The sequence below is a fragment of the Croceivirga sp. ABH4_376 genome (assembly GCF_056160685.1).
Genome location: NZ_JBSWXQ010000003.1, coordinates 13,172 through 39,618 on the forward strand (window position 1 = coordinate 13,172; position 26,447 = coordinate 39,618).

General features: G+C 37.3%; 18 protein-coding genes and 1 tRNA gene. 4 read left to right on the forward strand and 15 right to left on the reverse strand.

The window, feature by feature from the left end:
- Positions 1–165 precede the first annotated feature (165 nt).
- Entirely contained in the window at positions 166–1,878 is a 1,713-nt protein-coding gene (locus ACXAGS_RS08560) for a RagB/SusD family nutrient uptake outer membrane protein (RefSeq protein ID WP_474906143.1), read from the reverse strand.
- Between the two features lie 5 nt (positions 1,879–1,883).
- Positions 1,884–4,991 (reverse strand): SusC/RagA family TonB-linked outer membrane protein, encoded by a 3,108-nt coding sequence (locus ACXAGS_RS08565; protein WP_474906144.1) that lies wholly within the window; start codon positions 4,989–4,991, stop codon positions 1,884–1,886.
- Positions 4,992–5,379: 388 nt separating this feature from the next.
- On the opposite strand from ACXAGS_RS08565, the gene ACXAGS_RS08570 reads away from it, so the two are divergent.
- The 4 genes from ACXAGS_RS08570 (at position 5,380) to ACXAGS_RS08585 (ending at position 11,634) form a co-directional block, all read left to right on the forward strand.
- Positions 5,380–9,486 (forward strand): two-component regulator propeller domain-containing protein, encoded by a 4,107-nt coding sequence (locus tag ACXAGS_RS08570; protein WP_474906145.1) that lies wholly within the window; start codon positions 5,380–5,382, stop codon positions 9,484–9,486.
- Between the two features lie 94 nt (positions 9,487–9,580).
- Positions 9,581–10,012 (forward strand): META domain-containing protein, encoded by a 432-nt coding sequence (locus ACXAGS_RS08575; RefSeq protein WP_474906146.1) that lies wholly within the window; start codon positions 9,581–9,583, stop codon positions 10,010–10,012.
- A 1-nt stretch (position 10,013) separates the two neighbouring features.
- On the forward strand, positions 10,014–10,508 hold the full coding sequence (locus tag ACXAGS_RS08580) for an META domain-containing protein (protein ID WP_474906147.1): 495 nt from the start codon (positions 10,014–10,016) through the stop codon (positions 10,506–10,508).
- 166 nt (positions 10,509–10,674) lie between these two features.
- Positions 10,675–11,634 (forward strand): sugar kinase, encoded by a 960-nt coding sequence (locus ACXAGS_RS08585; RefSeq protein WP_474906148.1) that lies wholly within the window; start codon positions 10,675–10,677, stop codon positions 11,632–11,634.
- Positions 11,635–11,735: 101 nt separating this feature from the next.
- On the opposite strand, the gene ACXAGS_RS08590 is transcribed toward ACXAGS_RS08585, so the two are convergent.
- From ACXAGS_RS08590 to ACXAGS_RS08650, 13 genes are all read right to left on the reverse strand, one after another.
- Positions 11,736–11,809, reverse strand: a tRNA-Arg gene (locus ACXAGS_RS08590).
- Positions 11,810–11,819: 10 nt separating this feature from the next.
- Positions 11,820–12,272 carry a GatB/YqeY domain-containing protein gene (locus tag ACXAGS_RS08595; protein WP_474906149.1) on the reverse strand — a complete coding sequence of 151 codons (453 nt, stop codon included), beginning with the start codon at positions 12,270–12,272 and terminating at the stop codon, positions 11,820–11,822.
- Between the two features lie 87 nt (positions 12,273–12,359).
- A complete protein-coding gene (ftsZ, locus tag ACXAGS_RS08600) occupies positions 12,360–14,369 on the reverse strand; it encodes a cell division protein FtsZ (protein WP_474906150.1) in 2,010 nt (669 codons plus the stop codon).
- 23 nt (positions 14,370–14,392) lie between these two features.
- Positions 14,393–15,754: a cell division protein FtsA gene (gene ftsA / locus ACXAGS_RS08605; RefSeq protein ID WP_474906151.1), complete on the reverse strand. Its 1,362-nt coding sequence runs from the start codon at positions 15,752–15,754 to the stop codon at positions 14,393–14,395.
- Positions 15,755–15,757: 3 nt separating this feature from the next.
- On the reverse strand, positions 15,758–16,477 hold the full coding sequence (locus ACXAGS_RS08610; protein WP_474906152.1) for a cell division protein FtsQ/DivIB: 720 nt from the start codon (positions 16,475–16,477) through the stop codon (positions 15,758–15,760).
- Positions 16,467–17,819 (reverse strand): UDP-N-acetylmuramate--L-alanine ligase, encoded by a 1,353-nt coding sequence (gene murC / locus ACXAGS_RS08615; protein WP_474906153.1) that lies wholly within the window; start codon positions 17,817–17,819, stop codon positions 16,467–16,469. Before murC ends, ACXAGS_RS08610 begins: the two co-directional genes overlap by 11 nt.
- Positions 17,816–18,904 carry an undecaprenyldiphospho-muramoylpentapeptide beta-N-acetylglucosaminyltransferase gene (murG, locus tag ACXAGS_RS08620; RefSeq protein ID WP_474906154.1) on the reverse strand — a complete coding sequence of 363 codons (1,089 nt, stop codon included), beginning with the start codon at positions 18,902–18,904 and terminating at the stop codon, positions 17,816–17,818. Before murG ends, murC begins: the two co-directional genes overlap by 4 nt.
- Positions 18,891–20,090 (reverse strand): FtsW/RodA/SpoVE family cell cycle protein, encoded by a 1,200-nt coding sequence (locus ACXAGS_RS08625; protein WP_474906155.1) that lies wholly within the window; start codon positions 20,088–20,090, stop codon positions 18,891–18,893. The genes murG and ACXAGS_RS08625 overlap by 14 nt, the downstream gene beginning before the upstream one ends.
- Positions 20,091–20,101: 11 nt before the next feature.
- A complete protein-coding gene (gene murD / locus ACXAGS_RS08630) occupies positions 20,102–21,436 on the reverse strand; it encodes a UDP-N-acetylmuramoyl-L-alanine--D-glutamate ligase (RefSeq protein WP_474906156.1) in 1,335 nt (444 codons plus the stop codon).
- A 2-nt stretch (positions 21,437–21,438) separates the two neighbouring features.
- The gene (gene mraY / locus ACXAGS_RS08635) at positions 21,439–22,659 is read right to left on the reverse strand and encodes a phospho-N-acetylmuramoyl-pentapeptide-transferase (protein ID WP_474906157.1); all 1,221 of its coding nucleotides are present in this window, start codon (positions 22,657–22,659) and stop codon (positions 21,439–21,441) included.
- Positions 22,659–24,122 (reverse strand): UDP-N-acetylmuramoyl-L-alanyl-D-glutamate--2,6-diaminopimelate ligase, encoded by a 1,464-nt coding sequence (locus ACXAGS_RS08640; protein ID WP_474906158.1) that lies wholly within the window; start codon positions 24,120–24,122, stop codon positions 22,659–22,661. The genes mraY and ACXAGS_RS08640 overlap by 1 nt, the downstream gene beginning before the upstream one ends.
- Positions 24,119–26,128: a penicillin-binding protein gene (locus tag ACXAGS_RS08645; RefSeq protein ID WP_474906159.1), complete on the reverse strand. Its 2,010-nt coding sequence runs from the start codon at positions 26,126–26,128 to the stop codon at positions 24,119–24,121. The genes ACXAGS_RS08640 and ACXAGS_RS08645 overlap by 4 nt, the downstream gene beginning before the upstream one ends.
- Positions 26,128–26,445, reverse strand: a complete 318-nt coding sequence (locus ACXAGS_RS08650) for an FtsL-like putative cell division protein (RefSeq protein WP_474906160.1) — start codon at positions 26,443–26,445, stop codon at positions 26,128–26,130. Before ACXAGS_RS08650 ends, ACXAGS_RS08645 begins: the two co-directional genes overlap by 1 nt.
- Positions 26,446–26,447 lie beyond the last annotated feature (2 nt).

Genomic DNA, 26,447 nt, shown 5'->3' on the forward strand with positions numbered 1-26,447 from the left:
AACAAGCATTAAAAATTTAAATCTGCACATAACTTTGGACAAGAAATATTACGAAGTAAAAAATAGGAGGTGATACTTACCACCTCCCATTTTTGGTTTAATCCACTATAAAATGTTTATTTTAAACCCAACTAAACTTAAAACTCAAACTTATCTTATAATATCTTAATAACCTGGGTTCTGCTCTAAAACTCCATTAGAGGCCGTTATGTCTTCTAATGGAATTGGGAACCAATAATGCTTTGGATCAAAGGATTTACCCTCTAAAGCAATCTTAGAGAAGTCATAGGTAAAAGAACCGTCTTCTTCTTTTGTGATTAAAACACCTCTTGCTGGCTCATTTTCTACTTCTTCTGCAATTAACCATCTACGAACATCAAAATAGCGGTGTTCTTCAAAGGCTAACTCTACCCTACGTTCGTTCCTTATTTTTTCTCTTAGCTGTTCTTGTGATAAACCAGACAATTCTGGCATACCCGCTCTTTCCCTAACGGCATTTATCGCAGCATAAACCTCATCTGTTGGTCCAGTAGCTTCATTTTGTGCTTCTGCAAAATTTAGTAAAACTTCTGCGTAACGAAAATAACGCCAAGGAGAAGACCCCATATCATTCCAATCGTTCAAGGTAATGTCTTCCCTAATAAACTTTCTCATCAAATAACCGGTTCTAGAAGTATTCCAAGGTTCGTTACCATCCGGACTATCTAAACCTCCAGGAAGAAAAGATTCATAAGGCCTGTCTCTAAACATTAGGCCATTGTAAACTACAGTTGCATAAAAACGAGGGTCGCGGTCTGTATAGGGATCTTGCGCATCATAACCAGAGCCTGGTTCATCTATTGCCATACCGTTAGACATTTCAAAATCGTCCACAAAGTTTTGCATTGGGCCATTACCGCCCCAACCCCCAGAGCCGTTTGGCCCGTTCATACGTTCAATAGGAATAGCCCTACCACCAGAACTACTGGTAGAAACATAAAAACGCATAAAAATGTCTTCGCTAGTCATATTCTGGTTTACAAAGTACTTTCTAAAGTTTTCCACTGGATCAGAATCTAGATTGGTTACCAAACTATATTTGTTCAAATCCATGATGTCTTTTGCAGCATTTGCTGCTGTCTGCCATTTCTGCGCATCATTAGCACCTCCCGTATACAACGGGCTGGCAGCATATAACAATACTCTAGCCTTTAAAGCCATAGCGGCCCCAGAGGTTGCCCTAGCACCGTTGTCTAATGGCAGCCCTTCAATTGCCATATCCAACTCTGCTAATATGTAATCTACCACCTCTGGTATTTCCTTACGATCGTACAATGGAGTAAAATCACTATTTAGCTCATAAACTTCATCACCAATAATTGGAGTTTTACCAAAACCTCGCAACAATTCAAAATACCTAAAGGCTCTTATGAAATGTAATTCTGCCGTTAATTTGGATTTAACATCATCATCGAACGGAGAAGCATCTGTATCTATTTGACGTAGAGCAATATTAACCTCTCTAATATTACGAAAGCTTCTCCCCCAAGTGGTACTCATAAACCCATAATTACTTGGAGACAATTGCCCCCTCTGAACCAAATAAGTAGCATCGTCATTACTATAAATAGTCTCATCCGATACGGAATTCCACATTGCCCAGTGAAAACCTCTACCAAAACCGGCAGGAGTATCTCCTCCATTATGCCCTGGTTCTTTATCAGCAATACGTACACTAGTATATAGACCTCTAATAAAAGCATCTGCCAGCGCTGGGTCTGCAAATACGGCCTGATCCGTTAAATTGGTACTTTCTGTTTCCAGAAAATCTTTCTCACATGATACCGCGGTAAATACCATGGCCGCTATCAGTGAATACCTAAATAATTTAGTTTTCATAACAATTAAAAGTTAACATTTAATCCTATATTATATATTTTTTGCTGTGGATAGAACTGACCAGAAGTAGTATCACCCTCTGGATCAATATCCTCTGCTTTAGTAAAAGTGGCCAAGTTAAATCCGCTCAAATACAATCTAGCAGAACTAAGGCCTATAGACTCAATTACGTTGGTTGGGAAATTATACCCAACTTCTACATTTTTTAATCTTAAAAAAGCGGTATTTATTAGCCAGAAATCATTTCTGAACAATCCTTCGTTAATACTTGCAGAAGTTCTGGTGTCTACTCTTGGATATGTACCGTTTGGATTATTGGGGCTCCACCTATTATCTGCCCAACTACTAAAGAAGTTACCTACAGAACCAGACTCCGCAACAACATATCTTCTAGATTTAGCCTGACCTTGGAACAGTACGTTCACATCAAAGTTCTTAAATTCCGCACCTAGAGAGAAACCATAGATTATTTGCGGTACGTTGGTCACATCTTGCCTTACCCTATCTAATGCTGTAATTTCCCCATCGCCATCTACATCTCTGTAAATTAAATCGCCCAATTGCTGACCTGGAAGGGTAACATTATTATCCAAATCTGCTTGAGTCCTAAAAATACCAATTGCATCATATAACAATTCAGAACCAAGTGGCTTTCCTTTTGATAATTGATAATCTGGTAAACCTTCGGCATCATCTAAGAAAACTACTTCATTTTTATTATAAGTAAAATTTGCATTTGCAAAAAATCTTAGATTATTGAAGGTGTGATTATAATCTAAAACAGCCTCTAAACCTTGGTTTTTAACTTCGCCTATATTTTCTTGTGGTATTATGGCATCCAATCCAAATTCATTAACAATTCCAGAAACCAATGGTAAAGAACCAGACCTTGGAGTTAACAAATCTTCTCTAATCTCATTAAAATAATTCAATTCTAAATTCAACTCGTTGAACAAACCAATATCTAAACCAACATCTAATTTCTTGGCCTTTTCCCAAGTAATGTCCGGGTTTGCCAATTGATCAATAATAAAAATTGGCAAGGGACTTAAAGTGTTATCCACAAAATCTGTTGGTCTTAAATTAAATGTGTTTAAATATTGAAAAGGATTTATACGGTCATTACCCAACAAACCATAGGTTGCTTTTAACTTTAAACTGGTAATCTTATCACTTTTAAACCAATCTTCTTCAGAAACCCTCCAACCTGTAGAAATACTTGGAAAAAACCCAAACCTATTGCCTTTTGCAAAGCGAGAGGAACCATCATACCTAGCTTGCAGTTCCAAAAGATATTTTTGGGCATAATCATAAGAAAACCTACCAAAATAATTTTCTCTTGTGAATTCTTGACTGTAACCTGCATTGGTACTATTTGTTGGGTCCCCGCCCCCAAGATTAAATTCAGGAATCTCTGCAGAAAGGAATCCGTTGCGGAAAGCTTCGAACCTATCAAACCTGCGTTGCTGCCTTTCCATAGCAACAAATGCACTCACATTATGATCACCAAATTTTTGAGTATATTCTAAACGTATGTTACCAGTTTGCAATGTTGTCTTGTCTTGTCTTTGAAAAAGTTCTGGTGTACGACTACTAGGACCTCCAATTACTTCATTATACGTTGGCGGATCGTCATTTCCATTTATTTGATAAACTGTAAATGGTACGCTGAAACGTTTTATGGCATACAAGTTCCTATCTTCTGAATAAAACCCTTTTAAAGATAGACCTTCTAAAAACGGAAGCTTGTATTCAAAATTTAACGTAGTATTTATAACCGTAGCTTCTTGATCATCTGTACCGGGTGTATCTGTTGGTAAAATAATGGGATTTTGTCCATTTTCCACTCCTGCAGAAGGCAACCCGTTAGAATAACGAGCAGGAATTGTTGGATATGTTCTATAAATTGCCCTAAAAATATTACCAGCCCCTGTTGTTGGGTAATACCTATTTTCTTTTCTCACATTAAGATCCACACCCAAACTTAATCTTTCTGAAATATCTATATCCAGATTACTTCTAAGGTTTATTTGGTTGTACTTGTTGATACCGTTTTTATAGATACCTTCTTGGTGGGTTCTACCCAATGAGGTGAAGTAAGAAACATTATCGCCACCCCCCCTTATACTAATGTTCTCACTATCCTGTAAAGAAAAATCACTAATAGATTCACTTATCCAGTCTGTATTAGGGTATAAATCTGGGTTGGCCCCACTTTGAAACAAAGCAATCTCTTCTTGAGAATAAATCTGATTTAAACCTCCATCTGGGTTATTATAAAAATTAATCTCATTAAGTATTTGCGCATAAGTGGGTGCATCTGCCAATTCTGGTAGTTTAGTTGGGGTTACAAAGCCTTGATTGTAACTTAAACTTACTACTGGAGCTCCTTTTTTTCCACGTTTGGTAGTAATTAAAATTACACCATTGGCAGCCTGCGCCCCATAAATTGCCGCAGACGCATCTTTAAGTACCGTCATACTTTCAATATCATTAGGGTTTAATCTTTCTAACCCTCCTAATCTATTAGCAATACCATCTATTACCACTAATGGATTGTTATCTCCGGTAGTACTTATACCTCTAATTCTGATTGCTGCACCATCTGCTCCCGGTTCACCAGACCGGTTTAGAGCAATTACACCAGACAACCTACCAGCCAACGAGTTTGATACGTTGGGTTGTGGGCTTCTAGCAATTTCTTCACCAGTGGTGGTTGAAACGGCACCAGTCAACGTTGCCCTAGACTTTTGACCGTACCCTACAATTACCACCTCGTCTAACTGCGATACATCTTCCTTAAGACTTATGTTAATGGTTGTTTGGCCACCCACGGCAACTTCTTGTGCGGAAAACCCGATGTACGAAAAAACCAAAATATCTGTTGCCGACGCTTTAATGGTATAATTACCATCAAAATCCGTTGCTACACCATTGGCGGTCCCCTTTACCAAAATATTGGCCCCAGGTATGGGTTGCCCCAAATCATCGGTAACCTTACCGGATACAGAGCTACTTTGTCCAAACGAAGCTATTGCTCCCAGCATAAAAAAGAAGCTCAAAAAGCTCAACTTCTTCATTTGCAAAAATGAATACTTAATAGCATTAATCATACTTTTTAAATTTGTTAGTTATTATTCAGTAGCGGACGTTTGTTTGACTTATTTATGGTTAATTGAATGTAAGTACAGGAACAAACGGCTTCTACATCACTACAATGTTATTTATACACTTATAAAATTAAGAGGGTAAATTCGGTAAAAAAAGGGGTAATATTTGTTTAAATTGAAAATTCAACTCCTTGAAAATTATGAATTTGATAAATTCTAGTGAAATATTTAATTTTCTAATAAACCATTTTAATTGGCAACATAATGCTAATGAATTGTTTATAAATTGTTAGACCAAGATTTATAAGCAATACGTTTTTGTATAACAAGATTAAGTTTTTTAATTAGCTAGAACTGCATTAAATTAACTAGGAATCTGAGCAAGTTAACCATGAACACCAAATTAAATTATCTCTGGATATTACTCTACTTAATTGTAGGTAAAACCGCATCTTATTCTCAGAATTCTTTTGTAAAAAAACAACCCGGCGAACTACTTACCTTTTATCTGTTAGATGTTGAAGACGGGCTTTCCCATAATTACATCAATAGTATTGAACAAGATAATACCGGGTTTATTTGGATAGCAACGGCAGATGGAATTAACAAATACAATGGCTCGCGCTTTATAAGCTTCAAGAAAAATTTTAGTAATGTTGGCAATAGTTTGTTAAGCAACCATGTACAACAGCTATTATTGGACAACCATAATAATATTTTGATTGCTACAGATGAAGGTTTAAATTCTTTCAATAACACTACTGATCAACTTACAGAAATTACCGCTAATCATAAGTTCAACCGTAGTGCCATCAATTGTATTGCCATTGGCCCAAATAATGACCTCTTTATAGGCCTAAATAGGACGCAAAAAGGTTTATACCGAGTGAATAAGGATGATTCGCATTCTAGCTATTCTTATGACCCTAATAACCAAAATTCGCTTTCTTCCAACAATGTTTCTAGCTTGGCTATCCAAGGTGATAGTATTTTATGGATTGGCACTCGGGACAAAGGATTAAATAAATTAAACCTCAAAACCAACACCATACATCGTATTCCATACACCAAAACTAGCGCGATACCTTCGGTTATAAATACACTATATATAGACGAGAATAATAATTTATGGATTGGCACCAATGATGGTATACGTACGATTACCAAGAACTCAGACACTATATCTTTGACCGCGGATAGAAATGTAAACACAAAATTAAGCGATGCAAAAGTACTGGCTTTTGAAAGTGATGGGTTGGGCAGAATGTGGATTGGCACAAGAAATGGAGGCTTAAATATTGTCGATACATTTAAACATTTGAATCAAGCCAATCCTTTGGTACTTAAATTTCTTCCTAAAACAGATGGGACCAGCGTTTTTAACAGAACGGTATCTACTATCAAAAGAGATAGAGACGGCAACATGTGGTTGGGCACTAGTACTGGTGTTAATTTTGTGGATCCAAGAGGAGAACCCGTACAGTTACTACAGCGTAACGAGGCTAACCTACAAACCCTTAGCCACAACAGAATAGGTTCTTTAGCTAAAAGCTATACGGGCAATTTATGGGTTGGAACAGATGGTGGTGGTTTGGATTTCTATAATAAATCCAATAATACCATTAAAAATTACCGACACGAACCAAACAATCCTACAAGCTTAAGCAATGATTACATTATATCCTTATTTGAAGACAGCCAACATAGATTGTGGGCAGGCACTTATCAAGGTGGACTTAACAAGAAAAATCCAGGCGAAATTCATTTCACACGCTACCTACAAGGTCCTGTTAGGAACGGTAGCGATGTACGAGTAATCTTTGAAGACAAGAATAAAGTAATTTGGGTAGGCACCAATAGGGGCGGTCTATATAGATACGATGAAAAGAAAGATCAATTTATCTATATAGATATGCTAGAAAAAATTGATATACGAGATATAACCCAAATTAAACCCAATGAACTATGGCTAGCAACCTATGGAGAGGGTATTTTAAAATACAACTATAGTAAAAATAGCTTTGAAAACTATAATTCTAAGACTGTGAAAGGCTTTCCCACAGATGTAATTTTTTGCATCGAAAGTCTTCCTAATGGTAATTTATTAATTGGTACTAGATATGGTGGCTTAGTAGAATTAGAACCAGAGAGTAAAAAAATAAATATATACACAGAAAAAGACGGATTAAGCAACAACACCATAAGTAGTATTACATTGACCAATGATGGTAAAGCGTGGTTGGGCACATTTAATGGTATAAGCAATTTTAATATTGAAAAGCATTCCATATCCAGTTTAAAAAATAAATACAATATTCAACAAGGTGAGTTTAATATCGGAGCGGCTGTCTTTGACACATCTAACCTACTTTATTTTGGCGGAAATAAAGGACTCAACATTATAAATCCTATTGAGCTAAACACTAACCCTACTTCTTATAAAATTGTTTTAGAAAACCTATCGGTTTTAGGTGAAGCGGTTGTTCCTGAAATAGCCAATTCAAAAGCTACATTAAGCTCGCCTTTAAGGTTAACAGAAAAGATAAGACTAAAACACAACCAAAACTTCTTGTCTATTGGCTTTAGCTTATTAAAATACCCGGAAGCAAAAGATATATCGTATTCCTACAAATTAGAAAATTATCATAACCATTGGATAGATGCAAAAAACGCAGGTATTGCCAACCTTAGCAACATACCTCCAGGAGAATATTTATTACGATTAAAAGCCAATAGTGACAGCCTAAAAGACATAACCAAAACCTTACAAATTACTATAACTCCTCCTTTTTGGAAAACATGGCCCGCTTATACCCTGTACACCCTATTGATTGCGATTTTGGCATTTACCTTTGTTAAATATTTTGAGGAGAGAATTAAACTTAAAAATTCATTGCTATTTGAAAAAAAGCAACGCCAATTAGAGCATGACCTTAATGAAGAACGGATTCGATTCTTCACTAATTTTTCTCATGAGTTAAAAACCCCGCTCACCTTAATTTTAGCACCCTTACAAGATTTAATTAATAATTTGAACAACAAAAAACAATTAGATACTCTTAAGTTAATTCAAAAAAATGCTAAATATTTATCCAGAACTATCCATAAACTTTTAGAGTTCCGAAAATCTGAGGTGGGTTTAAACGAATTTTCAATAGGCCGGTATAACCTTATTAAATTCCTAAACCAAATTGTAGAAAACTATAGACCTTTAGCCGAACATAGAAATATATCCTTGAGATTTGAAAATTCGGAAAAAGACATAATGGTTTGGTTTGATTTGGAAAAAATGCAAATCATATTAAATAATTTATTATCCAATGCTTTTAAATTTTGCCCAGAGAATGGCATAATAAAGGTTTTAATAAGACTAGAACAAAACAATTTTCAAATAAGCGTACAGGATAATGGCCCCGGCATTGCCGCAGAAGATGTTCACCATATTTTTGAGTGGTACTACCAATCTGGATCTGGGAAAAAGACCAAAGGTTCTGGAATTGGCCTAGCACTTTGTAAGAATTATGTAGAATTACATAATGGTCACATTACCGTGTTTTCAGAACATGGGAAAGGAGCTTGTTTTACAGTTGAAATTCCATTTGATAAAAGCCGAAATACCTTCGATAATACCGTAGTTCCTAATATTAATGTAATCAAAGAAACCTCCGCATCTGCCAGCTGGGGACCAACAGAAATTGAAGAATCAATCACAAAAATCCATAGTACTGTAGATTTAGAAAAAAGTAAGGAATTACTGCTTTTAATAGATGATAACAATGATATTTTACAGTATCTAAAAAGTTTACTACAAGTTGAATATGATTTGATTTTTGCAAATAATGGAAAAATGGGTGTGGAAAAAGCTTTTAAATACATTCCAGATTTAATTATTTCCGACATCATGATGCCCAAGAAAGATGGTATAGATTTATGCAATGAAATAAAAACAAATCTTGCAACCACACACGTACCAATAATTTTATTGACCGCTAAAGAAAATACGGAAAGCATTATCACAAGCTACCAAGAAGGTGCAGATGACTTCATAACTAAGCCTTTTATGGGTGAAATATTAAAAAGTAGAATAAAGAACCTATTAGAAAATAGAAAAAAACTTAAAAAGTATTTTATAGATAATGAGAGTCCAAATAGTAATTTAAATATTAGTGACTCAACGGTTTTGAAGCGCGAAAAGGAGTTTATTAAAACTTTAGAGAGCATTATATTAGAACATCTTCAAGTCAATAACATTAAGGTAGATTCAATTGCTAAGGCTATGGGCATGAGTAGGAGCTCACTTTTTTTAAAACTAAAAGCAATTACCGGAAGAAATATTAATGAACACGTTAGAATTGTAAGAATTAATAAAGCTGCATCTTTAATTAAAAACGACGGATTAACGGTTACCCAAGCAGCATATGAGGTTGGTTTCAATAGCCCAAAGTACTTTAGAAAATTATTTAAGGAGCAGTTTGGGGTACTTCCATCGAAAATTTAATCTTTATAGGTTCAAGGTGAATAGTCCTATAGTTTTCTTAATTACTTCAATTTCATAAACATTTTCAGTTATTTTAGGATAAACCACTTGCTAAATGGGTAAAATAAATATTTTAAAATTCGCATCTTTTATTTTAATGATTATTAGTATGTCCTGTACCAGCACAAAAGCTATTAACCAAGATATGCTCTATAAACATAAATGGGAATTGGAATATATTACAGGTCCAAAAATTGCATTTAATGCGCTTTACCCAGATAAAAAACCATCAATCTATTTTGATAAAGAAAAAGAACATGTAAAGGGCTCTAATAGTTGTAATGGTTACAATGCGCCTATTGAAGTATTAAACGGAAAAATATCTTTTGGGCAACCTGGCCCAACTACTATGCGTTACTGCGGAGAAGGCGAACAGGTATTTTTAAAAACCATTAAAGAAGTTAATGCTTTTAGCATAACAGAAAACGCTATACTTGAGTTATATAAGGATGATATAGTACTCATGAAATTTCATAAAACAGATTAACATGAAAAATTACATAAAAGCTTTTCTAGTTTTTTGTGTTTACACGGCGGTTTCCTGTAAAGGAGACAATGTAACCGACAAGAAAGCCAGCCAAAAAACACAAAAAAAGGAAATTGACACTAAAAAGAAAGCGATTAAAACTGACGCTACAACAGCTAGCATTCATGATATTTGGGTCTTAGAGCGAATTAATAATGTTGCCGCAAATGACGTTTTTATCAATAAAGAAGCGCCTTTTTTAGAGGTAAACACTAAAACGAAACGATTAATGGGAACAACGGGCTGTTATGAGTATTATAGTAACGTGAAGCTTGAGGGGCAGAAAATTTACCTTTCAGAATTCATAAGCATGGAAAAGGCATGTAATCAAGAATTATCCATAGAAAAAGAGTTTTTAAATCGATTAAAGCAAATAGATTCATTTTCCGTTGCTCCGTTGAAACTCACTTTTAGCACCAAAGGAGAAACTATTCTTGAGTTTAAAAAAGCGGACTAATTTCTTCTTTAAAGTACAAAGCACGGATAGCAATCCCCACGTACTAAATTGCCTTATCCATAATTAGGAACTAACAAAATAACTTGCTTTTAAAACACAATAAAACAAGTATACCCGCCTATTAAACAAAATTTATCTTTTATTTTTATCTACCTAAAATCAAAAGATGAGCACGCCATTAGATGTGATAACATTTGGAGAATCCATGGTACTTTTTAGCCCAGACTCCAAAGGTCCATTAAGACACATACATACTTTTACAAAAGCCATTGCAGGGGCAGAATCTAACGTAGCCATAGCGCTTAGTAGACTAGGGCACCAGGTGGGTTGGTTCAGTAAAGTAGGAGACGATGAATTTGGTAGGTATCTAGAATTTATAGTTCGGGGAGAAGGGGTAGACGTTTCTAGACTTATTAAAGATTCCAAACACAATACGGGATTACTATTTAAAGAGCTTTTTGCCCATGTAAATCCTAATGTCTACTACTACAGAAAAAATAGTGCCGCAAGTTATTTTAAGCCAGAAGACCTAGACTTAGATTATATTAAAACCGCTAAAATTTTACATATTACCGGCATTACACCTGCCATTAGCGAATCTGCAAAAGAAACGGCCTTAACTGCAATAAAAGCTGCAAAGGAAGCTGGGGTAAAAATCTCTTTTGACCCAAATATTAGATTAAAACTATGGTCGTTAGAAGAAGCAAAAGAGACGCTTTTAGAGTTCTGTAGTCTTGCAGATATCTTGTTTCCCGGTATTGATGAATCTGAATTGTTACTAGGTTTAAACAAACCCGAAGAAATAATAACCGCTTTTCATAAATTGGGTGCCCAGGAAATTGCATTAAAAATGGGTAAGGAAGGTTGTATGGTTTCTAATGGCACTACCAAAGAATTTATACCGGGATACGTTGTAGACCGCACGGAAGATACCGTTGGCGCAGGTGACGGCTTTGCTGCCGGCTTTCTAAGTTCTAGATTAAAAGGGTATTCCATACAAGAAGCTGGCGATTTTGCAAACGGTGTTGGGGCCATGGCCACTTTGGTAAAGGGTGATAGCGAAGGATACCCTACATTTAAACAATTACAAGTCTTTATGGGTAAAGAAAAATCTATAGACCGTTAACCGACACTGCAGATTAGCATCCCTTTTATTATGCTTTAAATTGATGGAATAAAAAAACGCCAAGCGAGCTTGGCGTTTTTTCTTTTCGAAGTATTTGGTTGTGACCCAGGGAGGATTCGAACCCCCAACCCTCAGAGCCGAAATCTGATATTCTATCCAGTTGAACTACTGGGCCCCTTGATTTTTTATTCGCTTAATTTTGCTTTTACAATACTAGAAATGGTTTTTCCGTCTGCTTGCCCTGCAAGCTCTTTGGATACCATACCCATTACTTTTCCCATATCTTTCATACCCGTTGCACCAACAGCATCTATGGTTTGTACCACTACGCTTTCTATCTCCTCTTCTGATAATTGTTCTGGTAAAAACTTTTCAATCACTGCTACCTGGGCCAATTCTGGCTCTGCCAGATCTTCTCTTCCCTGTTCTAAAAAAATAGCGGCACTATCCTTTCTTTGTTTTACCAACTTTTGAACTAGTTTAATCTCTTCTTCTTCAGATAATTCCGCACCGGCTCCTTTATCCGTTTTTGCCAATAATATAGCAGATTTTATAGCGCGCAAGGCTTCCAAAGCAACCGTGTCTTTAGCTTTCATTGCTGCTTTCATCTCTGTCATTACGTTTTCTTGTAATCCCATATCTTGGTAGTTTTAGGCCTGCGAAGATAAAAAATAAACCCGAAAATTATGGAATTTTCGGGTTCATACTTAGTAAAGTGATAGGTGTTAATCTACATTATCGTGCAAGAAAGAATTATTACTTCTTAATTGAATTTCATCATTGCTATCTTCTCCCAAACTCATTCTTGAAACTTTCTGCTCTTTTGGACCTTCTTCGAATTCTATACCTTGTCTTTTATAGGCAGGTACTTTCTCATACTCATCCAAACTAGAACGGCTGTTCTTAAATTTATGGTTAAAGCTTTTTAATTTTCTTTTACGTTCTTCTGCACGGTCTTTTAACATATCGCTAATAGAACTGTTCATTGGATCTAATTCTCCCTTTGGTTCTTCTGCACCACCAGAATTAGGTTCTGGCGTAGGCTTAACCGTTTTCTTTTCAAATACCAACTCATCTTCTACAATAACTGGATCGTGAGTTTCTGCTTTGCTTTGGGCTCCGGTTAATTTAGTTTCCAACTCCATGTATTCTTGCAAGTCATACCTGGTTTCTTCCTTTTTATTGTATTCCAAAACCGGACTTACCTCTACATACTCCTCCACCTCCATGTCTTTGATCTCGTCATTCAAATCAAAAACAATGGTATTCGCTGTTTCTTCCTCTTCCTTTTTGGTGTCGTTTAAAGGCATATCAAAAGAAAGGGTAAATTGCTCTTCTTCTTGTTTATTAGAGGCAACCAATTCAGCATCTATAACATCTATCTCTGCCAATACATCCTTAGCCTCTATGATTATAAAATCGTCATCAGAAGTGCTTGCAACTGTTTGTTTTACCGGCTCTGCAACTACCTCCTCATAAAAAATATTAAAGTTTCTTATGAAATTTGTAGTTGGTATTAAATCAGATTCTGGAGCTGGTGCCTTTGGCTCTTCTAAATTATGCTTTACCACTTGCTCCAATTGTTGCCTTTTTTCCTGAATCGGTTTAGGCTTCACTGGCTCCTCTAAAGGTTCTTCTAACGTAAATCTCTTTACGGGTCCACTACCTCCCAAATTTTGAACAGCTTTTTGTTCATCCTCTAAAGTGTGGATAATTTTTTTTGTTTCCGTATTAACAATTTCGTCTTGTTGATCAACGGCAAAACCTGTTGCTATTACAGTTACGGCAATAGCATCTCCTAGATTTTCGTCTTCACCAACACCCATAATTATATTGGCACCATGGCCTGCCTCTATCTGAATGTGGTCATTGATTTCTCCAATTTCATCAATTGTAATTTCTTGAGCACCAGAAACGATAAGCAACAGTACGTTTTTGGCTCCCCTAATCTTATTATCGTTTAGCAAAGGAGAATCCAATGCTTTCATTATAGCCTCATTTGCCCTACCAGAACCAGAAGCCATAGCAGAACCCATAATAGCCGTACCACTATTAGAAAGTACGGTCTTGGCATCCCTAAGGTCAATATTCTGTGTATAGTGGTGGGTAATAACTTCTGCAATACCCCTAGCCGCGGTAGCTAATACTTCATCTGCTTTTGAAAAGCCGGCCTTAAACCCAAGATTACCGTAAACCTCCCTTAGCTTATTGTTGTTTATAACAATCAAGGAATCAACGTTGGCACGCAATTTTTCTATTCCAAGTTGTGCTTGCTTGTTTCGCATTGCCCCTTCAAATTGAAAAGGAATGGTTACAATACCAACGGTAAGCACATCTAACTCTCTGGCAATTTTAGCAATTACAGGAGCGGCTCCCGTTCCCGTACCACCACCCATACCAGCAGTAATAAAAACCATTTTGGTTGTACTCTCCAACATGCTTTTTAATTCTTCCATGCTCTCTAAGGCCGCTTGCTCCCCAATTTCTGGATTAGCACCTGCACCTAGACCCTCTGTTAAGGAGACCCCTAATTGTATTTTATTGGGTACAGCACTATTTTCCAAAGCTTGTGAATCTGTGTTACAGATTACAAAATCTACTCCGTTAATACCAGCCTGGAACATGTGATTTATGGCGTTGCTACCGCCACCACCAACTCCAATGACCTTAATAACGTTGCTTTTATGCTTGGGCATATCAAAGGCAATATTATCCATCTCGTTGCTATTACTCATGTTGTTTATTTTTCTTGGGGGTGTTATTCTGCGTTATCTAAAAAATCTTTCAACTTCTCTGACCATTTATCAAAAATGGACTTGCGTTCTCTAGTTTGGGTGCTTGTATGCTGCTGGGTAGCTACTTGCTCTTCTCCAGTATCACTAACCAAAACTTTTTCTGGCACACCCATATCTTCTTGCTGTTCTTGCGTTACAGCATCTTCTTCTATATAGTTTTTATTATCTGTTTTTAAGGCGTTCATTAATAGCCCAACCGCAGTTGCATACAACGGGCTAGCAACACTTTCATCAGAATCACCTGCAAGATGTTCGTTAGGATAACCAATACGGGTATCCATACCTGTTATATACTCTACCAACTGCTTTAAATGCTTAAGTTGGCTACCACCACCTGTAAGCACAATACCTGCAATTAGTTTCTTTTTCTGATCCTCATGACCATAATTTCTAATCTCTACATATACCTGCTCTATAATTTCTACCACACGGGCATGTATGATTTTAGATAGGTTTTTGAGGGTAATTTCTTTTGGTTCCCTACCCCTTAAACCTGGAATGGATACAATTTCATTATCCTTATTTTCTCCTGGCCAAGCGGAACCGAATTTTATTTTCAACAATTCGGCCTGCTTTTCTATAATAGAACAGCCTTCTTTAATATCTTCCGTAATTACATTACCACCAAATGGTATAACCGCCGTATGACGAATAATTCCATCTTTAAAAATGGCTAAATCCGTAGTACCACCACCTATATCAATTAAGGCAACACCTGCCTCCTTTTCTTCTTGACTTAAAACGGCTTCTGCAGATGCTAGTGGCTCTAGGGTAATATTTCCTAAATCAAGACCAGCGCTTTTAATACATCTACCTATGTTTTTAATGGAAGAGACCTGACCTACTACCACATGGAAGTTTGCTTCTAGCCTACCCCCGTACATACCCATTGGCTCCTTAATTTCGGACTGGCCATCTACCTTATATTCTTGTGGCAATACGTGGATTATTTCTTCTCCTGGTAACATAACCAGTTTGTAGACTTGGTTACACAACATATCCAAATCATCTTCATCTATAACCTCTTCTGCATTATTACGGGTTATGTAATCGCTATGCTGTAAACTTCTAATGTGTTGCCCTGCAATACCAACTACCACAGACCCTATCTTTAGACCAGAATTTAGCTCTGCCTGTTCTACTGCTTGTTGTATAGAGGCAATGGTTTGGGTAATGTTATTTACCACGCCTCTGTGCACACCCAGACTTTTAGATTTACCCGAACCTAAAATCTCGATTTTGCCGTATTCATTTTCCCTACCAATCATTGCCACGATTTTGGTAGTACCAATGTCCAAACCAACAGAATATTTACCTTGTCCCATAACTTATATTTTGGTGCAAACCACTTGATTATCAAATTTTAAACTCACTTCCGCATACGTGCCTAAGCTATTATCTTTGGCCGCTTTAACATAAAAAGCCATAAACTTTTTAAACTTTTCGTCAAGGTTATCCACGCTTCCTAAATTCACTACAAACTCTTCTACCCTTAACTTAAGTAAGTATGCATCTTCGTCTTTAATATGTATGCCAATAACATTTTTCCTTAAAAAATCATCTTGGCTTATATACTCAAGAATAACATAGGCATCTTCCAATGTTTTCTCGGTTATTTTTCCAGATATTATAGGCACTCTTGCAGAATGATATCTGGACAAGGGCATACGCTTGCCCTCGGTATCCAAATAAAATCTGGAATTTCCTTCAATCCTGCCTATTGGTTTTCGCTGTATTATCTTGGAAATAAGTTTACCGTCTACCGTTCGGTAAACCTGGGCGGTTTTTACCATAGGACTAGATTGCACGATCTTCTCTATGGAATCCAAAACTACCGCATCTTTTGCCCTATTTTCCAAGGGCCCCAATTTTTGTATTAACAATTTATTAACCGCCTCTTCTGTTAAATACAAGTTTTCATCACCTACAAATTTAATGGCGATGTTCCCCATAGGCCTTTTAGCATTTCTAACACCGGCAAAACCATATAACCCTATTACCAAAAGCAATAGGAACCCCAATTTTATATAGGCCATACTAATACGCATGTTGTAGTGCTTTTTTAATTTTTACAACCTCTAATCCTATATCACCCGCTCCTAGCGTTAACAAAACCCCTTGGTCCAAGTTCTGCAGCTCTTGTATTAAATCTGTTTTATCTATTAAGCTTTTATTTTCTTGGGTAATTTTTTCTAACAACACGCCAGAATCTACCCCCGAAATAGGTTCTTCTCTTGCAGGATAAATATCTAGCAACAACACCCTGTCAAATTTTGACAAGCTTGAAGCAAACCCTTCCATAAAGTCTTGTGTTCTAGAAAACAAGTGCGGTTGAAAAACCACGGTTACCAATAAATTAGGGTGCATTTCCCTAACCGCCTGGTGTACTGCTTCTATTTCTGTAGGATGATGCGCATAGTCATCTATAAAAAAGAAATCCTTTGTTTTAATTTGATATGAAAACCTTCTTTGTACCCCTTTAAACGTAGCCAGGCCTTTTGCTAATTCTTTAGCATTAAAACCAGCCTCTACCGCCATGGCCAAAGCTGCCAGCGCATTATTTAGATTATGCCTGCCCGGTTTTGAAAACGAAACCGAACTGATAATTTCCTTTGGGGTTTTAATATTGAATTGATAGGCGCCATCTTTAATTTCCAAATTATTTATCTCATAATCCGAAGCATCTTCAATTCCGTACGAAATACCTTTTAAATCTACGCCTTGTGGTTTTAGCAAACTTCCATTTTTGGCAACTATTCCCGCAAATTGGGCAAATGTTTGTTTTAAGTTATCCGAGTCCCCATAAATATCCAAATGATCGGCATCCATAGATGTTACACAAGCCATATTAGGATGCAAATGCAAGAAAGAACGGTCATACTCGTCTGCCTCTACAACTGTAAATTCTTGACCCTTACAAACATAATTGGAATTAAAATCTTCTGAAATACCCCCTAAAAATGCTGAAAACGGCGCATTAACTTCGTTTAACAAATGGGCCAGAATACTGCTAGTAGTAGTTTTACCGTGGGTACCAGCAACTGCAAAGCAATAGGTACCTTTTGTAATAAGACCTAGTACTTGGGCTCTTTTTTGAACCTTAAATTCGTTGGCGATAAAATAATTCAATTCTGAATGATGCTTTGGAATAGCGGGTGTATAAACTACTAAAGTATTCTCCTTTGTTTTAAAACACTCAGGCACCAAAGTCAAATCATCCGTATAGTGAATGGCCATTCCACTTGCTGCCAATTCTTCAGTTAAAGGCGTGCTAGTCTTATCATAACCCCCAACTTGCTTTCCAATAAATTGAAAATATCTGGCCAATGCGGACATACCGATACCTCCAATACCGATAAAATATACGTTATGTATGTCCGTCATATTCATTTTAATAATTTTTCTATTTCATCTACAATTGCGGTGGTTGCACGCGGCATCCCTAATTGTTTTATATTTCTAGAGAGTATTTCTTGCTGCTCTTTTGAATCTAACAAACCCTTGAACACCGTCTCAAACTGGCTCTCTAGCTCCGTTTCTTTCAACATTAATGCTGCGTTCTTATTTACCAATGCTTCCGCATTTTTAGTCTGATGATCTTCTGCCACATTTGGAGAAGGCACAAACAAAACCGGCTTACCTACCAAACATAATTCTGAAACCGAACCGGCACCTGCCCTAGATATAATAATATCCGCCATGGCATAAGCCTTATCCATTTCATTTATAAAAGCCTGTACTTTTACATCCTGGCTATTGTATTTTTTATACTCTTGTTCATATAGTTTACCGCACTGCCAAAAAACCTGAGCATTGTTGGCTCTAAAAAACGAAAGCTCGGCCTCTATCAATTGATTTATTCGTCTTGCTCCTAAACTACCGCCCAAAACCAAAACAACAGGCTTGGTTTCCTGTAATCCATAAGCAGCCTTTACGGCATTAGTGTCATGCTTAATAGCCACCAAATCTTTACGAACAGGGTTACCCGTTATTACGATTTTGTCTTTTGGAAAAAACTTTTCCATACCAGAATAGGCCACACAAATTTTCTCTGCTTTGGCTGCCAAAAGTTTATTGGTAATTCCTGCAAAAGAATTTTGCTCTTGAAGCACGCAGGGAATACCTGCCCGTTCTGCCATTTTAAGCAAAGGTCCACTAGCAAAACCTCCCGTACCAATGGCCACATCCGGTTTAAATTGCTTTACAATGTTCCTAGACTTTAACAAACTACTAATCACTTTAATAGGAAATAGCAAATTTTTAAACGTTAGCTTACGCTGCAACCCACTAATCCACAAACCTTCTATTTTATAACCGGCATTTGGCACTTTTTCCATTTCCATTTTATCCTTTGCACCTACAAACAAAAACTCCGCATTTGGATAGCGTTGTTTTAGCTCATTAGCAATGGATATGGCCGGATAAATATGACCGCCTGTACCGCCTCCGGATAATATGAATTTATATTTGCCCACTCAATACTTCTAAAGGGTTCATATCATCCACTTCCTCTGCTGGTTCTTCCGTCTTTTTATTACTCGCACTCAACACTATACCTATGGCCAAACACGTCATCCATATAGACGTACCACCCATACTGATCAAGGGTAGTGGTTGACCTGTTGTTGGAAACAACTGAACCACAACCGCCATATTTATCAACGCCTGAAAAACAATAGGCACACCTACCCCAATAACCAACAACTTGGTAAAGATGGTTTCGGCACTATTGGCCACAACCACAATTCTAAACAAGAGCAGCAAGTAAAAAAACAACAACCCCAGACCTCCTATTAAGCCATATTCTTCTATTATAATTGCGAAAATGAAATCTGATGTACTTTGGGATAAAATGTTCTTCATTACGCTTTTACCAGCTCCTTTACCTACAATACCGCCCTGTGCTACCGCCATTTTTGCATAATTTACCTGCCTATTGGCATCCGCAGAGGCTTCGTCCGGATTTAAAAAAGTCTCTATCCTTGATTTCCATGTGCCAGCCCTGTCTGGTAACACTTCTGGAGCTTTAAATAAGACAAATAAGAACATACTAGCCATTAAACCGCCAGTAATTACCATAACGGTTAAGTACTTTAATGGGTAACCCCCTAAAAAGCAAAGTAAAAAAGCCAATGCACCTACAATTGCCGCCGTAGAAAAGTTGGCGGGTAAAATTAACCCCACCACCAAGGCTATTGGCAACCACAAGGGCAAAATACTTTCTTGAAAAGTAACCTGCCGATCTCTTATTTTACTTAAATACCTAGCAACCCATATCATTAAAACTACAGAAGCCAGGGTAGACGTTTGAAAAGGGATACCTACAACCGGAATGGTAATCCACCTATTGGCGCTTACCCCTCCAATATTGGTTTCTACGGTTAGCGTATACCCCAATAAACATAAAATAATGGGCAATCCAATTAAGGACAGGCCTTTAAAGTAATGCGCAGGAATGCGATGTACGGCAAAGATAATCATGAAGCCTAAAAACAATAGCACCCCATGTTTTACCAAATGCCCTAATGCCGTACCCGAATCTTTAACGTAAACCAAATTGGTACTGGCACTGTACACCGGCAAAAATGAAAAAATAGCCAACAAGGCAACAATGCCCCATATGGCACGATCTCCCCGTAAGTTTTTCATTAATGCTTTCATTTACCTTATTTTTATAAATTTCTTACCGCATCTTTAAATTGGTCCCCGCGATCTTCATAGTTTTTGAACAAATCAAAACTTGCACACGCTGGCGACAATAAAACAGCATCACCACGTTCTGCAACCTTGTAAGCAATCTTCACGGCTTCTTCCATAGAATAGGTCTCAACTAGTGGTTCTACAACCTTACCAAAAGTGGCAACCAACTTACTATTATCCATTCCCAAGCAAATAATGGCTTTAACCTTTTCCCTTACCAAAGGCATAAGGTCTGTATAATCATTACCCTTATCTGTACCACCTACTATCCAAACTATAGGTTTTTTTATACCATCTAATGCGTAGTAAGTAGCGTTTACATTAGTTGCCTTAGAGTCGTTAATATATTCTACATGGTTAATTTTCAACACTTTTTCCAATCTATGGGGAGCTCCCTGAAACGATTGTATGCTATCCCTAATAGCTTCTTTCCTCACTCGCACCAACATAGCGGCCATACTGGCTGCCATTGCGTTTTTTGTATTGTGCTTTCCTTCTAGCGTTAAAAAATCTGTACTCATCTCCAAATAATTAGTGTCTACGTTTATTTTAATTAGGTTGTTGTCTATATATGCCCCTTCTTCTAGTTCTCGCTCCAAAGAAAAAGGCAATAGTTTTGATTGAACTGGGTTTTGCGTTAGCCAATCAGTAATCACAGGATCGTCCGCATCATAGATTAAATAATCTTCGGCCGTCTGATTCATTGCAATCCTGAATTTAGATGCGATATAATTTTCAAATTTGTAATCATATCGATCTAAATGGTCTGGTGTTATATTGGTTATTATGGCAATGTTTGGCTTAAAATCAACGATACCGTCAAGCTGAAAGCTGCTTATTTCCAGAACATAGCAATCAAAATGCTGCTCTGCTACCATTTTAGCATAGCTATCGCCTATATTACCGGCCATCCCCACGTGCACACCACCGTTTTTTATTAGATGATAAGCCAACATGGTAGTGGTTGTTTTACCATTGCTACCGGTAATACCGATTAATTCTGCATCCGTATAATTGGTCGCAAATTCAATTTCCGATATTACTGGAATGCCATTTGCCACCAATTGCTTTACCAATGGTACCTTATCTGGAATTCCAGGACTTTTCATTACCACGTCCGCATTTAGAATCTTAGATTCCGTATGCTTTTGCTCTTCCCATTCAATTTCAAACTGTTCAAGAACGTTTTTATAGTTTGGCTTAATGCTTCCATAATCAGAAACAAAAACCGCATATCCTTTTTGTTTTGCCAAAATGGCGGTTCCCACACCACTTTCTCCACCACCAAGCACCACCAATCTTTTCACCTTTATCTAATTTTTAAGGTCACAATACTTACTATGGCCAAAAGAATTCCAATAATCCAAAAGCGGGTTACAATCTTACTTTCGTGATACAATTTCTTTTGGTAATGATGGTGTAAAGGAGCCATGAGAAAAATCCGTTTTCCTTCTCCATATTTTTTCTTAGTATGTTTAAAGTATCCTACCTGAATCATCACAGAAAGTGACTCGGCAAAAAAGATTCCGCACAAAAGTGGAATCAACAATTCTTTTCTAACGATTATAGCTATTACCGCAATTACACCACCAATGGTTAAGCTACCGGTATCTCCCATAAATACTTGTGCAGGAAAGGTGTTGTACCACAAAAAGCCTATTAAACCACCCACAAAGGCCGCTATAAAAACTACAGTTTCACCAACCCTTGGTATGTAAAAAATATCTAAGTAATCTGAAAAAAGAATATTACCAGAAACCCAAGCAAAAATGCCCAAGGTTAATACGATTATAGCAGAAGACCCAGCGGCCAGACCATCTATACCATCGGTTAAATTAGCACCATTGGATACCGCAGTAACAATTAAAATAACTACCGGAATAAAGATGAGCCATGCATACGCTTCCATACCATCTCCCATCCAAGAAATAAAATCTGCATAGTTAAGTTCATTGTTCTTAAAAAATGGAATATTGGTGCGTACGGTATTTAGTTCCTCACCATAAACACGTTCTACCTTAAAATCTTCCGTAATTCTGGAGCCATCTTTCTCCTTTATGGTTACTTGCGGATGAAAGTAAAGCACGGCACCGACAACTAGACCTAGACCTACTTGGCCAATTACTTTGAACCTTCCTTTTAAGCCTTCTTTGTTTTTCTTGAAAATCTTTATGTAATCGTCTACAAAACCAATAATACCCATCCATACCATGGTAACAATAAGCAAGATGATATAGATATTCTTTAAATCGCACACCAGTAGTACCGGAATCAAAGTAGACAAGATAATGATGATACCCCCCATTGTAGGCGTGCCTGCCTTTTGTTTTTGACCTTGCAAACCTAAATCACGGACGGTTTCCCCTATTTGTTGCTTCTGAAGAAAAAGGATTATACGCTTACCATACACCATGGCGATTAGCAAGGATAGGATTACCGCAAAACCAGCTCTAAAAGAGAGGAATTGAAATAAGGAAGCTCCAGGAATCTGGTATTGTTCTTCTAAAAATTGAAACAAATAATACAACATTAGCCTTCTATTTCTTTTAATGCGATTTTTAATTCTTTAAAATCATCGAACTCCGTGCGTACACCATTAGTTTCTTGATAGGTCTCATGTCCTTTGCCGGCCACCAAAATAATATCATTGGCAACCGCCAGTTTACAAGCCGTACGTATGGCTTGCTTCCTGTTCTCAATAGCTAGTACCTTTCGCGTATTTTGGGGCTCTACTCCCGCTTCCATTTCTTGAATTATAGTTGCGGGTAATTCTGTTCTTGGATTGTCTGATGTAAATATGGCTTGTTGACTCATTTCTGATGCGATATGACCCATAACCGGACGCTTAGACTTATCTCTATCACCACCACACCCCACTACGGTGATGACTTTTTCATTTCCAGTCCTTAAAGTGTTTATAGTGTTCAACACGTTTTTTAACGCATCCGGCGTATGGGCATAATCAACAATAGCAGTTATTTTACTTTTTGAAACAAAATATTGAAACCTTCCATCTACGGTTTGCAGTTCACTAATTAAACGAAGCACCTCTAAGCGTTCTAAACCTAATTCTATCGCAACCGCATAAATGGCCAAAATATTATAAGCATTAAAGTCTCCTATCAACTTGGTCCACAGCTCACTATCATCTACTTTTAACAATTGCCCATCTAATTGACGTTCTAGGATTTGCCCCCTATAATCCGTCATACTCTTTAAGGAATAACTAAGTTTTTTAGCTTTGGTATTCTGCAGCATAATAGCTCCATTCTTATCGTCTAGATTAGTTAAGGCAAATGCGGATTTTGTTAATCCATCAAATAATAGCTTTTTAGTATCCCTATATTCTGCAAAAGTCTTGTGATAATCTAGGTGATCGTGACTTAAGTTGGTAAATACCGCCCCTTGAAAATGAAGTCCTTCCGCTCTTTTTTGATGCAAACCGTGACTACTCACTTCCATAAAACAGAACTCAACCCCAGCCTGGCTCATTAAATCCAAATGCTTGTTAATGGTTAGGGAATCTGGCGTAGTATGGGTGGTAGCAAATTCTTTATTATCTACCATTATCTTAATAGTAGAGATCAAACCAACTTTAAAACCCGCACTTTTAAATAGATTATATAATAAGGTAGAAATAGTAGTTTTACCATTGGTACCCGTTATCCCTACTAACTTTAGGTTTTTAGAAGGGTTATCATAAAAATTAGCGGCCATAACCGCCAAAGCCTGTTGGGAGTCTTTAACTTGAATGTAAGTAATACCATTTATTACCATCTCTGGCATTACCTCACAGACTACTGCCTTAACACCAGCATTGATAGCCTTTGCAATAAATTGATGCCCATCTACCTGCAGCCCTTTAATAGCAACAAATACATCGTCCATACCAATTTGCCTAGAATCAAAATGTACTTGATTCACCAAGACATTGGTATCTCCGCTCACGGCATTAAGCCCCACTCCATATAATATATCCTTCAACAACTTCATGAAAGCTCCAGTATTATATATTCAACTTCTTTTACGGCCGTACCCGCCTTTACCGATTGCTTTTTAACCTTACCATTACCTCTCACTTGTACTTTTACCCCCATATTCTCCAATAGGGATACAGCATCCATACCACTCATTCCTGAAAGATTTGGAATTGCTGTTTTTACCTTTTGTGATAAAGCATAATAGTTTTTATACGATTCTTCTAAAATCGCTTCTTTTGGACTTGCCGGATCAACCTTATCAATAACCGGTGAATTGGTGTATATTTTTTGTGCCAAAGATTTAAAGACCGGCCCAGAAACATCTGCTCCATAATAACCCACACTCTTATCTGGCTCATGAATTACCACGATGCAGCTATATTTTGGATTATCCGCAGGAAAATAACCTACAAAAGAAGATATATATGCTAATTTATCTGGGTCTTTGGCCACATAGTTTTTTTGGCACGTACCTGTTTTGCCTGCCATTGAAAAAGTAGGGCTATACAAACCATGCCCCGTTCCCTTTTTCTTTTCCACTACATCTTTTAGAATACGTTGAGCCTTTTTTACGGTAGCATCTGAACAAATAGACGGATTCAAAACCTCTTTTTCAAATGCTTTTACCACCCTATTACCTATCCTAGCTTCCTTTATGAATCTTGGCTTTACCAACTCACCATTATTAGCAATAGCATTATAAAACGCTAAGGTTTGCAAAGGCGTCATGGAAACCTCATAACCATGAGACATCCAAGCCAAAGAAATACCAGACCAACCTTTATCACCCGGGTAGCGAATTACCGGACTACCTTCTCCAATTATGGGAAGTCCTAAACTTTTATGAAGCCCCATATTCATAAGACGATTTACGAACTTCTCTGGGTTCTCCTTATAATTCTCATGTATAATTTTAGCAAAGGCCGTATTGGATGAAACAGCAAAAGCATCTGCAACCGACACCTTACCGTAACCACCCCATTTGGAATCACGAACAACGCGATCATAAACTTTATAACGCCCTTTTTCCGTATCTACAACCGTATTGGTATCTACCATGTTATCTTCCATGGCAGCCACTAAAGACATTAGCTTAAAGGTAGAGCCAGGTTCATGAGACTCACCAACAGCATAATTTAAACGCTCATAATAGTTTCCCTCTTCGGTTCTACCAAGATTGGAAATGGCTTTTATCTCGCCAGTTTCTACCTCCATAACCACAACACAACCGTGATCTGCTTTATATTTCTCTAACTGGCCAAGCAAAGCATGATGTGCAATATCTTGTATATTGGAGTTTATGGTAGTTACCACATCCATACCGTCTTGCGGCTCTATGGTATTATTAAAACCAACGGGTTTCCAATGACTTCCAGCACTTTTCTGCTTTAAACGCTTACCTTCCCTACCTCTTAAATAAGTAGCACCAAAAGCACCATCTAACCCAACTCTAGTATAATAGCCTTTATCATCTACACGCTCATAACCAATACTGCGTGCTCCCATTTTCCCTAGTGGATATTCCCTAACCACCCTATGTTTTTCTATAAAACCACCCCTATGCGGACCCAACTTAAATAGCGGAAAACCCCTAAGACGTTGATAATCTAAATACCCGACATTACGTGCAATTAACTTATAACCATTCTTATTAGCCCTTGCTTTTCTCAACATTTGACGGTAATGAGAGGACGGCTTATTGAACAGCACACCTAAAGAATCACACAGCGGACCAATATTTTCTTGCCAATCGTTCTCTGTTACCGTGTTGGTATCAAATCTAATTTCGTACTTAGCCACAGAAGCCGCCAACAAACTACCATCATCTGCATAAATATTACCTCTGTTGGGCTGTATGGTGAACATTTTTTCGGTTTTGGCTTGCGCCATTTCCTTGTAGGTATCACCATTTACCATTTGTATATCTACCAGTTTCCATACAACGGCCACGGCAAACAAGAACATCCCTGCTGCCACCAAATACAGTCTATGCATTATGGTTTTCTCCTTTACGGCCATTATTTATTGGATTTTACTATAATTTTTTGAGGCGGATTTAAGGACTGTTTCAACCCTCTACTTGCCACTTCTTCCTTTAAAAAGGATTCCATTTTCAACTCTTGCAACATTCTACGGTTAGCCACAAACTCTGAGCGCAACGAACGCACCTCTTCATTTAACCTAGAAATTTCGTGCACTTTTTTATCTGCCTGATGCCCACTCGAAATCATAATTGCTGCCAAAAAGGAAGCAAACAACAAGAAAAGCCAATTCTTAGGAGCATCTCCACTTACCAAAAATTTACCTTTTAATATGTCTAACAATCCCTTTTTCATTA

Bases quoted from the DNA above. Each gene is read 5' to 3' on its own strand.
- ACXAGS_RS08625 (WP_474906155.1), bottom strand. From the start codon at position 20,090: ATGAAAGCATTAATGAAAAACTTACGGGGAGATCGTGCCATATGGGGC.
- ACXAGS_RS08610 (WP_474906152.1), bottom strand. From the start codon at position 16,477: ATGCGTATTAGTATGGCCTATATAAAATTGGGGTTCCTATTGCTTTTG.
- mraY (WP_474906157.1), bottom strand. From the start codon at position 22,659: ATGTTGTATTATTTGTTTCAATTTTTAGAAGAACAATACCAGATTCCT.
- ACXAGS_RS08560 (WP_474906143.1), bottom strand. From the start codon at position 1,878: ATGAAAACTAAATTATTTAGGTATTCACTGATAGCGGCCATGGTATTT.
- ACXAGS_RS08585 (WP_474906148.1), top strand. From the start codon at position 10,675: ATGAGCACGCCATTAGATGTGATAACATTTGGAGAATCCATGGTACTT.
- ACXAGS_RS08570 (WP_474906145.1), top strand. From the start codon at position 5,380: ATGAACACCAAATTAAATTATCTCTGGATATTACTCTACTTAATTGTA.
- ACXAGS_RS08650 (WP_474906160.1), bottom strand. From the start codon at position 26,445: ATGAAAAAGGGATTGTTAGACATATTAAAAGGTAAATTTTTGGTAAGT.
- ftsA (WP_474906151.1), bottom strand. From the start codon at position 15,754: ATGGGACAAGGTAAATATTCTGTTGGTTTGGACATTGGTACTACCAAA.
- ACXAGS_RS08575 (WP_474906146.1), top strand. From the start codon at position 9,581: ATGGGTAAAATAAATATTTTAAAATTCGCATCTTTTATTTTAATGATT.
- ACXAGS_RS08645 (WP_474906159.1), bottom strand. From the start codon at position 26,128: ATGGCCGTAAAGGAGAAAACCATAATGCATAGACTGTATTTGGTGGCA.
- ACXAGS_RS08595 (WP_474906149.1), bottom strand. From the start codon at position 12,272: ATGGGATTACAAGAAAACGTAATGACAGAGATGAAAGCAGCAATGAAA.
- murC (WP_474906153.1), bottom strand. From the start codon at position 17,819: ATGAATATGACGGACATACATAACGTATATTTTATCGGTATTGGAGGT.
- ACXAGS_RS08565 (WP_474906144.1), bottom strand. From the start codon at position 4,991: ATGATTAATGCTATTAAGTATTCATTTTTGCAAATGAAGAAGTTGAGC.
- ACXAGS_RS08640 (WP_474906158.1), bottom strand. From the start codon at position 24,122: ATGAAGTTGTTGAAGGATATATTATATGGAGTGGGGCTTAATGCCGTG.
- ACXAGS_RS08580 (WP_474906147.1), top strand. From the start codon at position 10,014: ATGAAAAATTACATAAAAGCTTTTCTAGTTTTTTGTGTTTACACGGCG.
- ftsZ (WP_474906150.1), bottom strand. From the start codon at position 14,369: ATGAGTAATAGCAACGAGATGGATAATATTGCCTTTGATATGCCCAAG.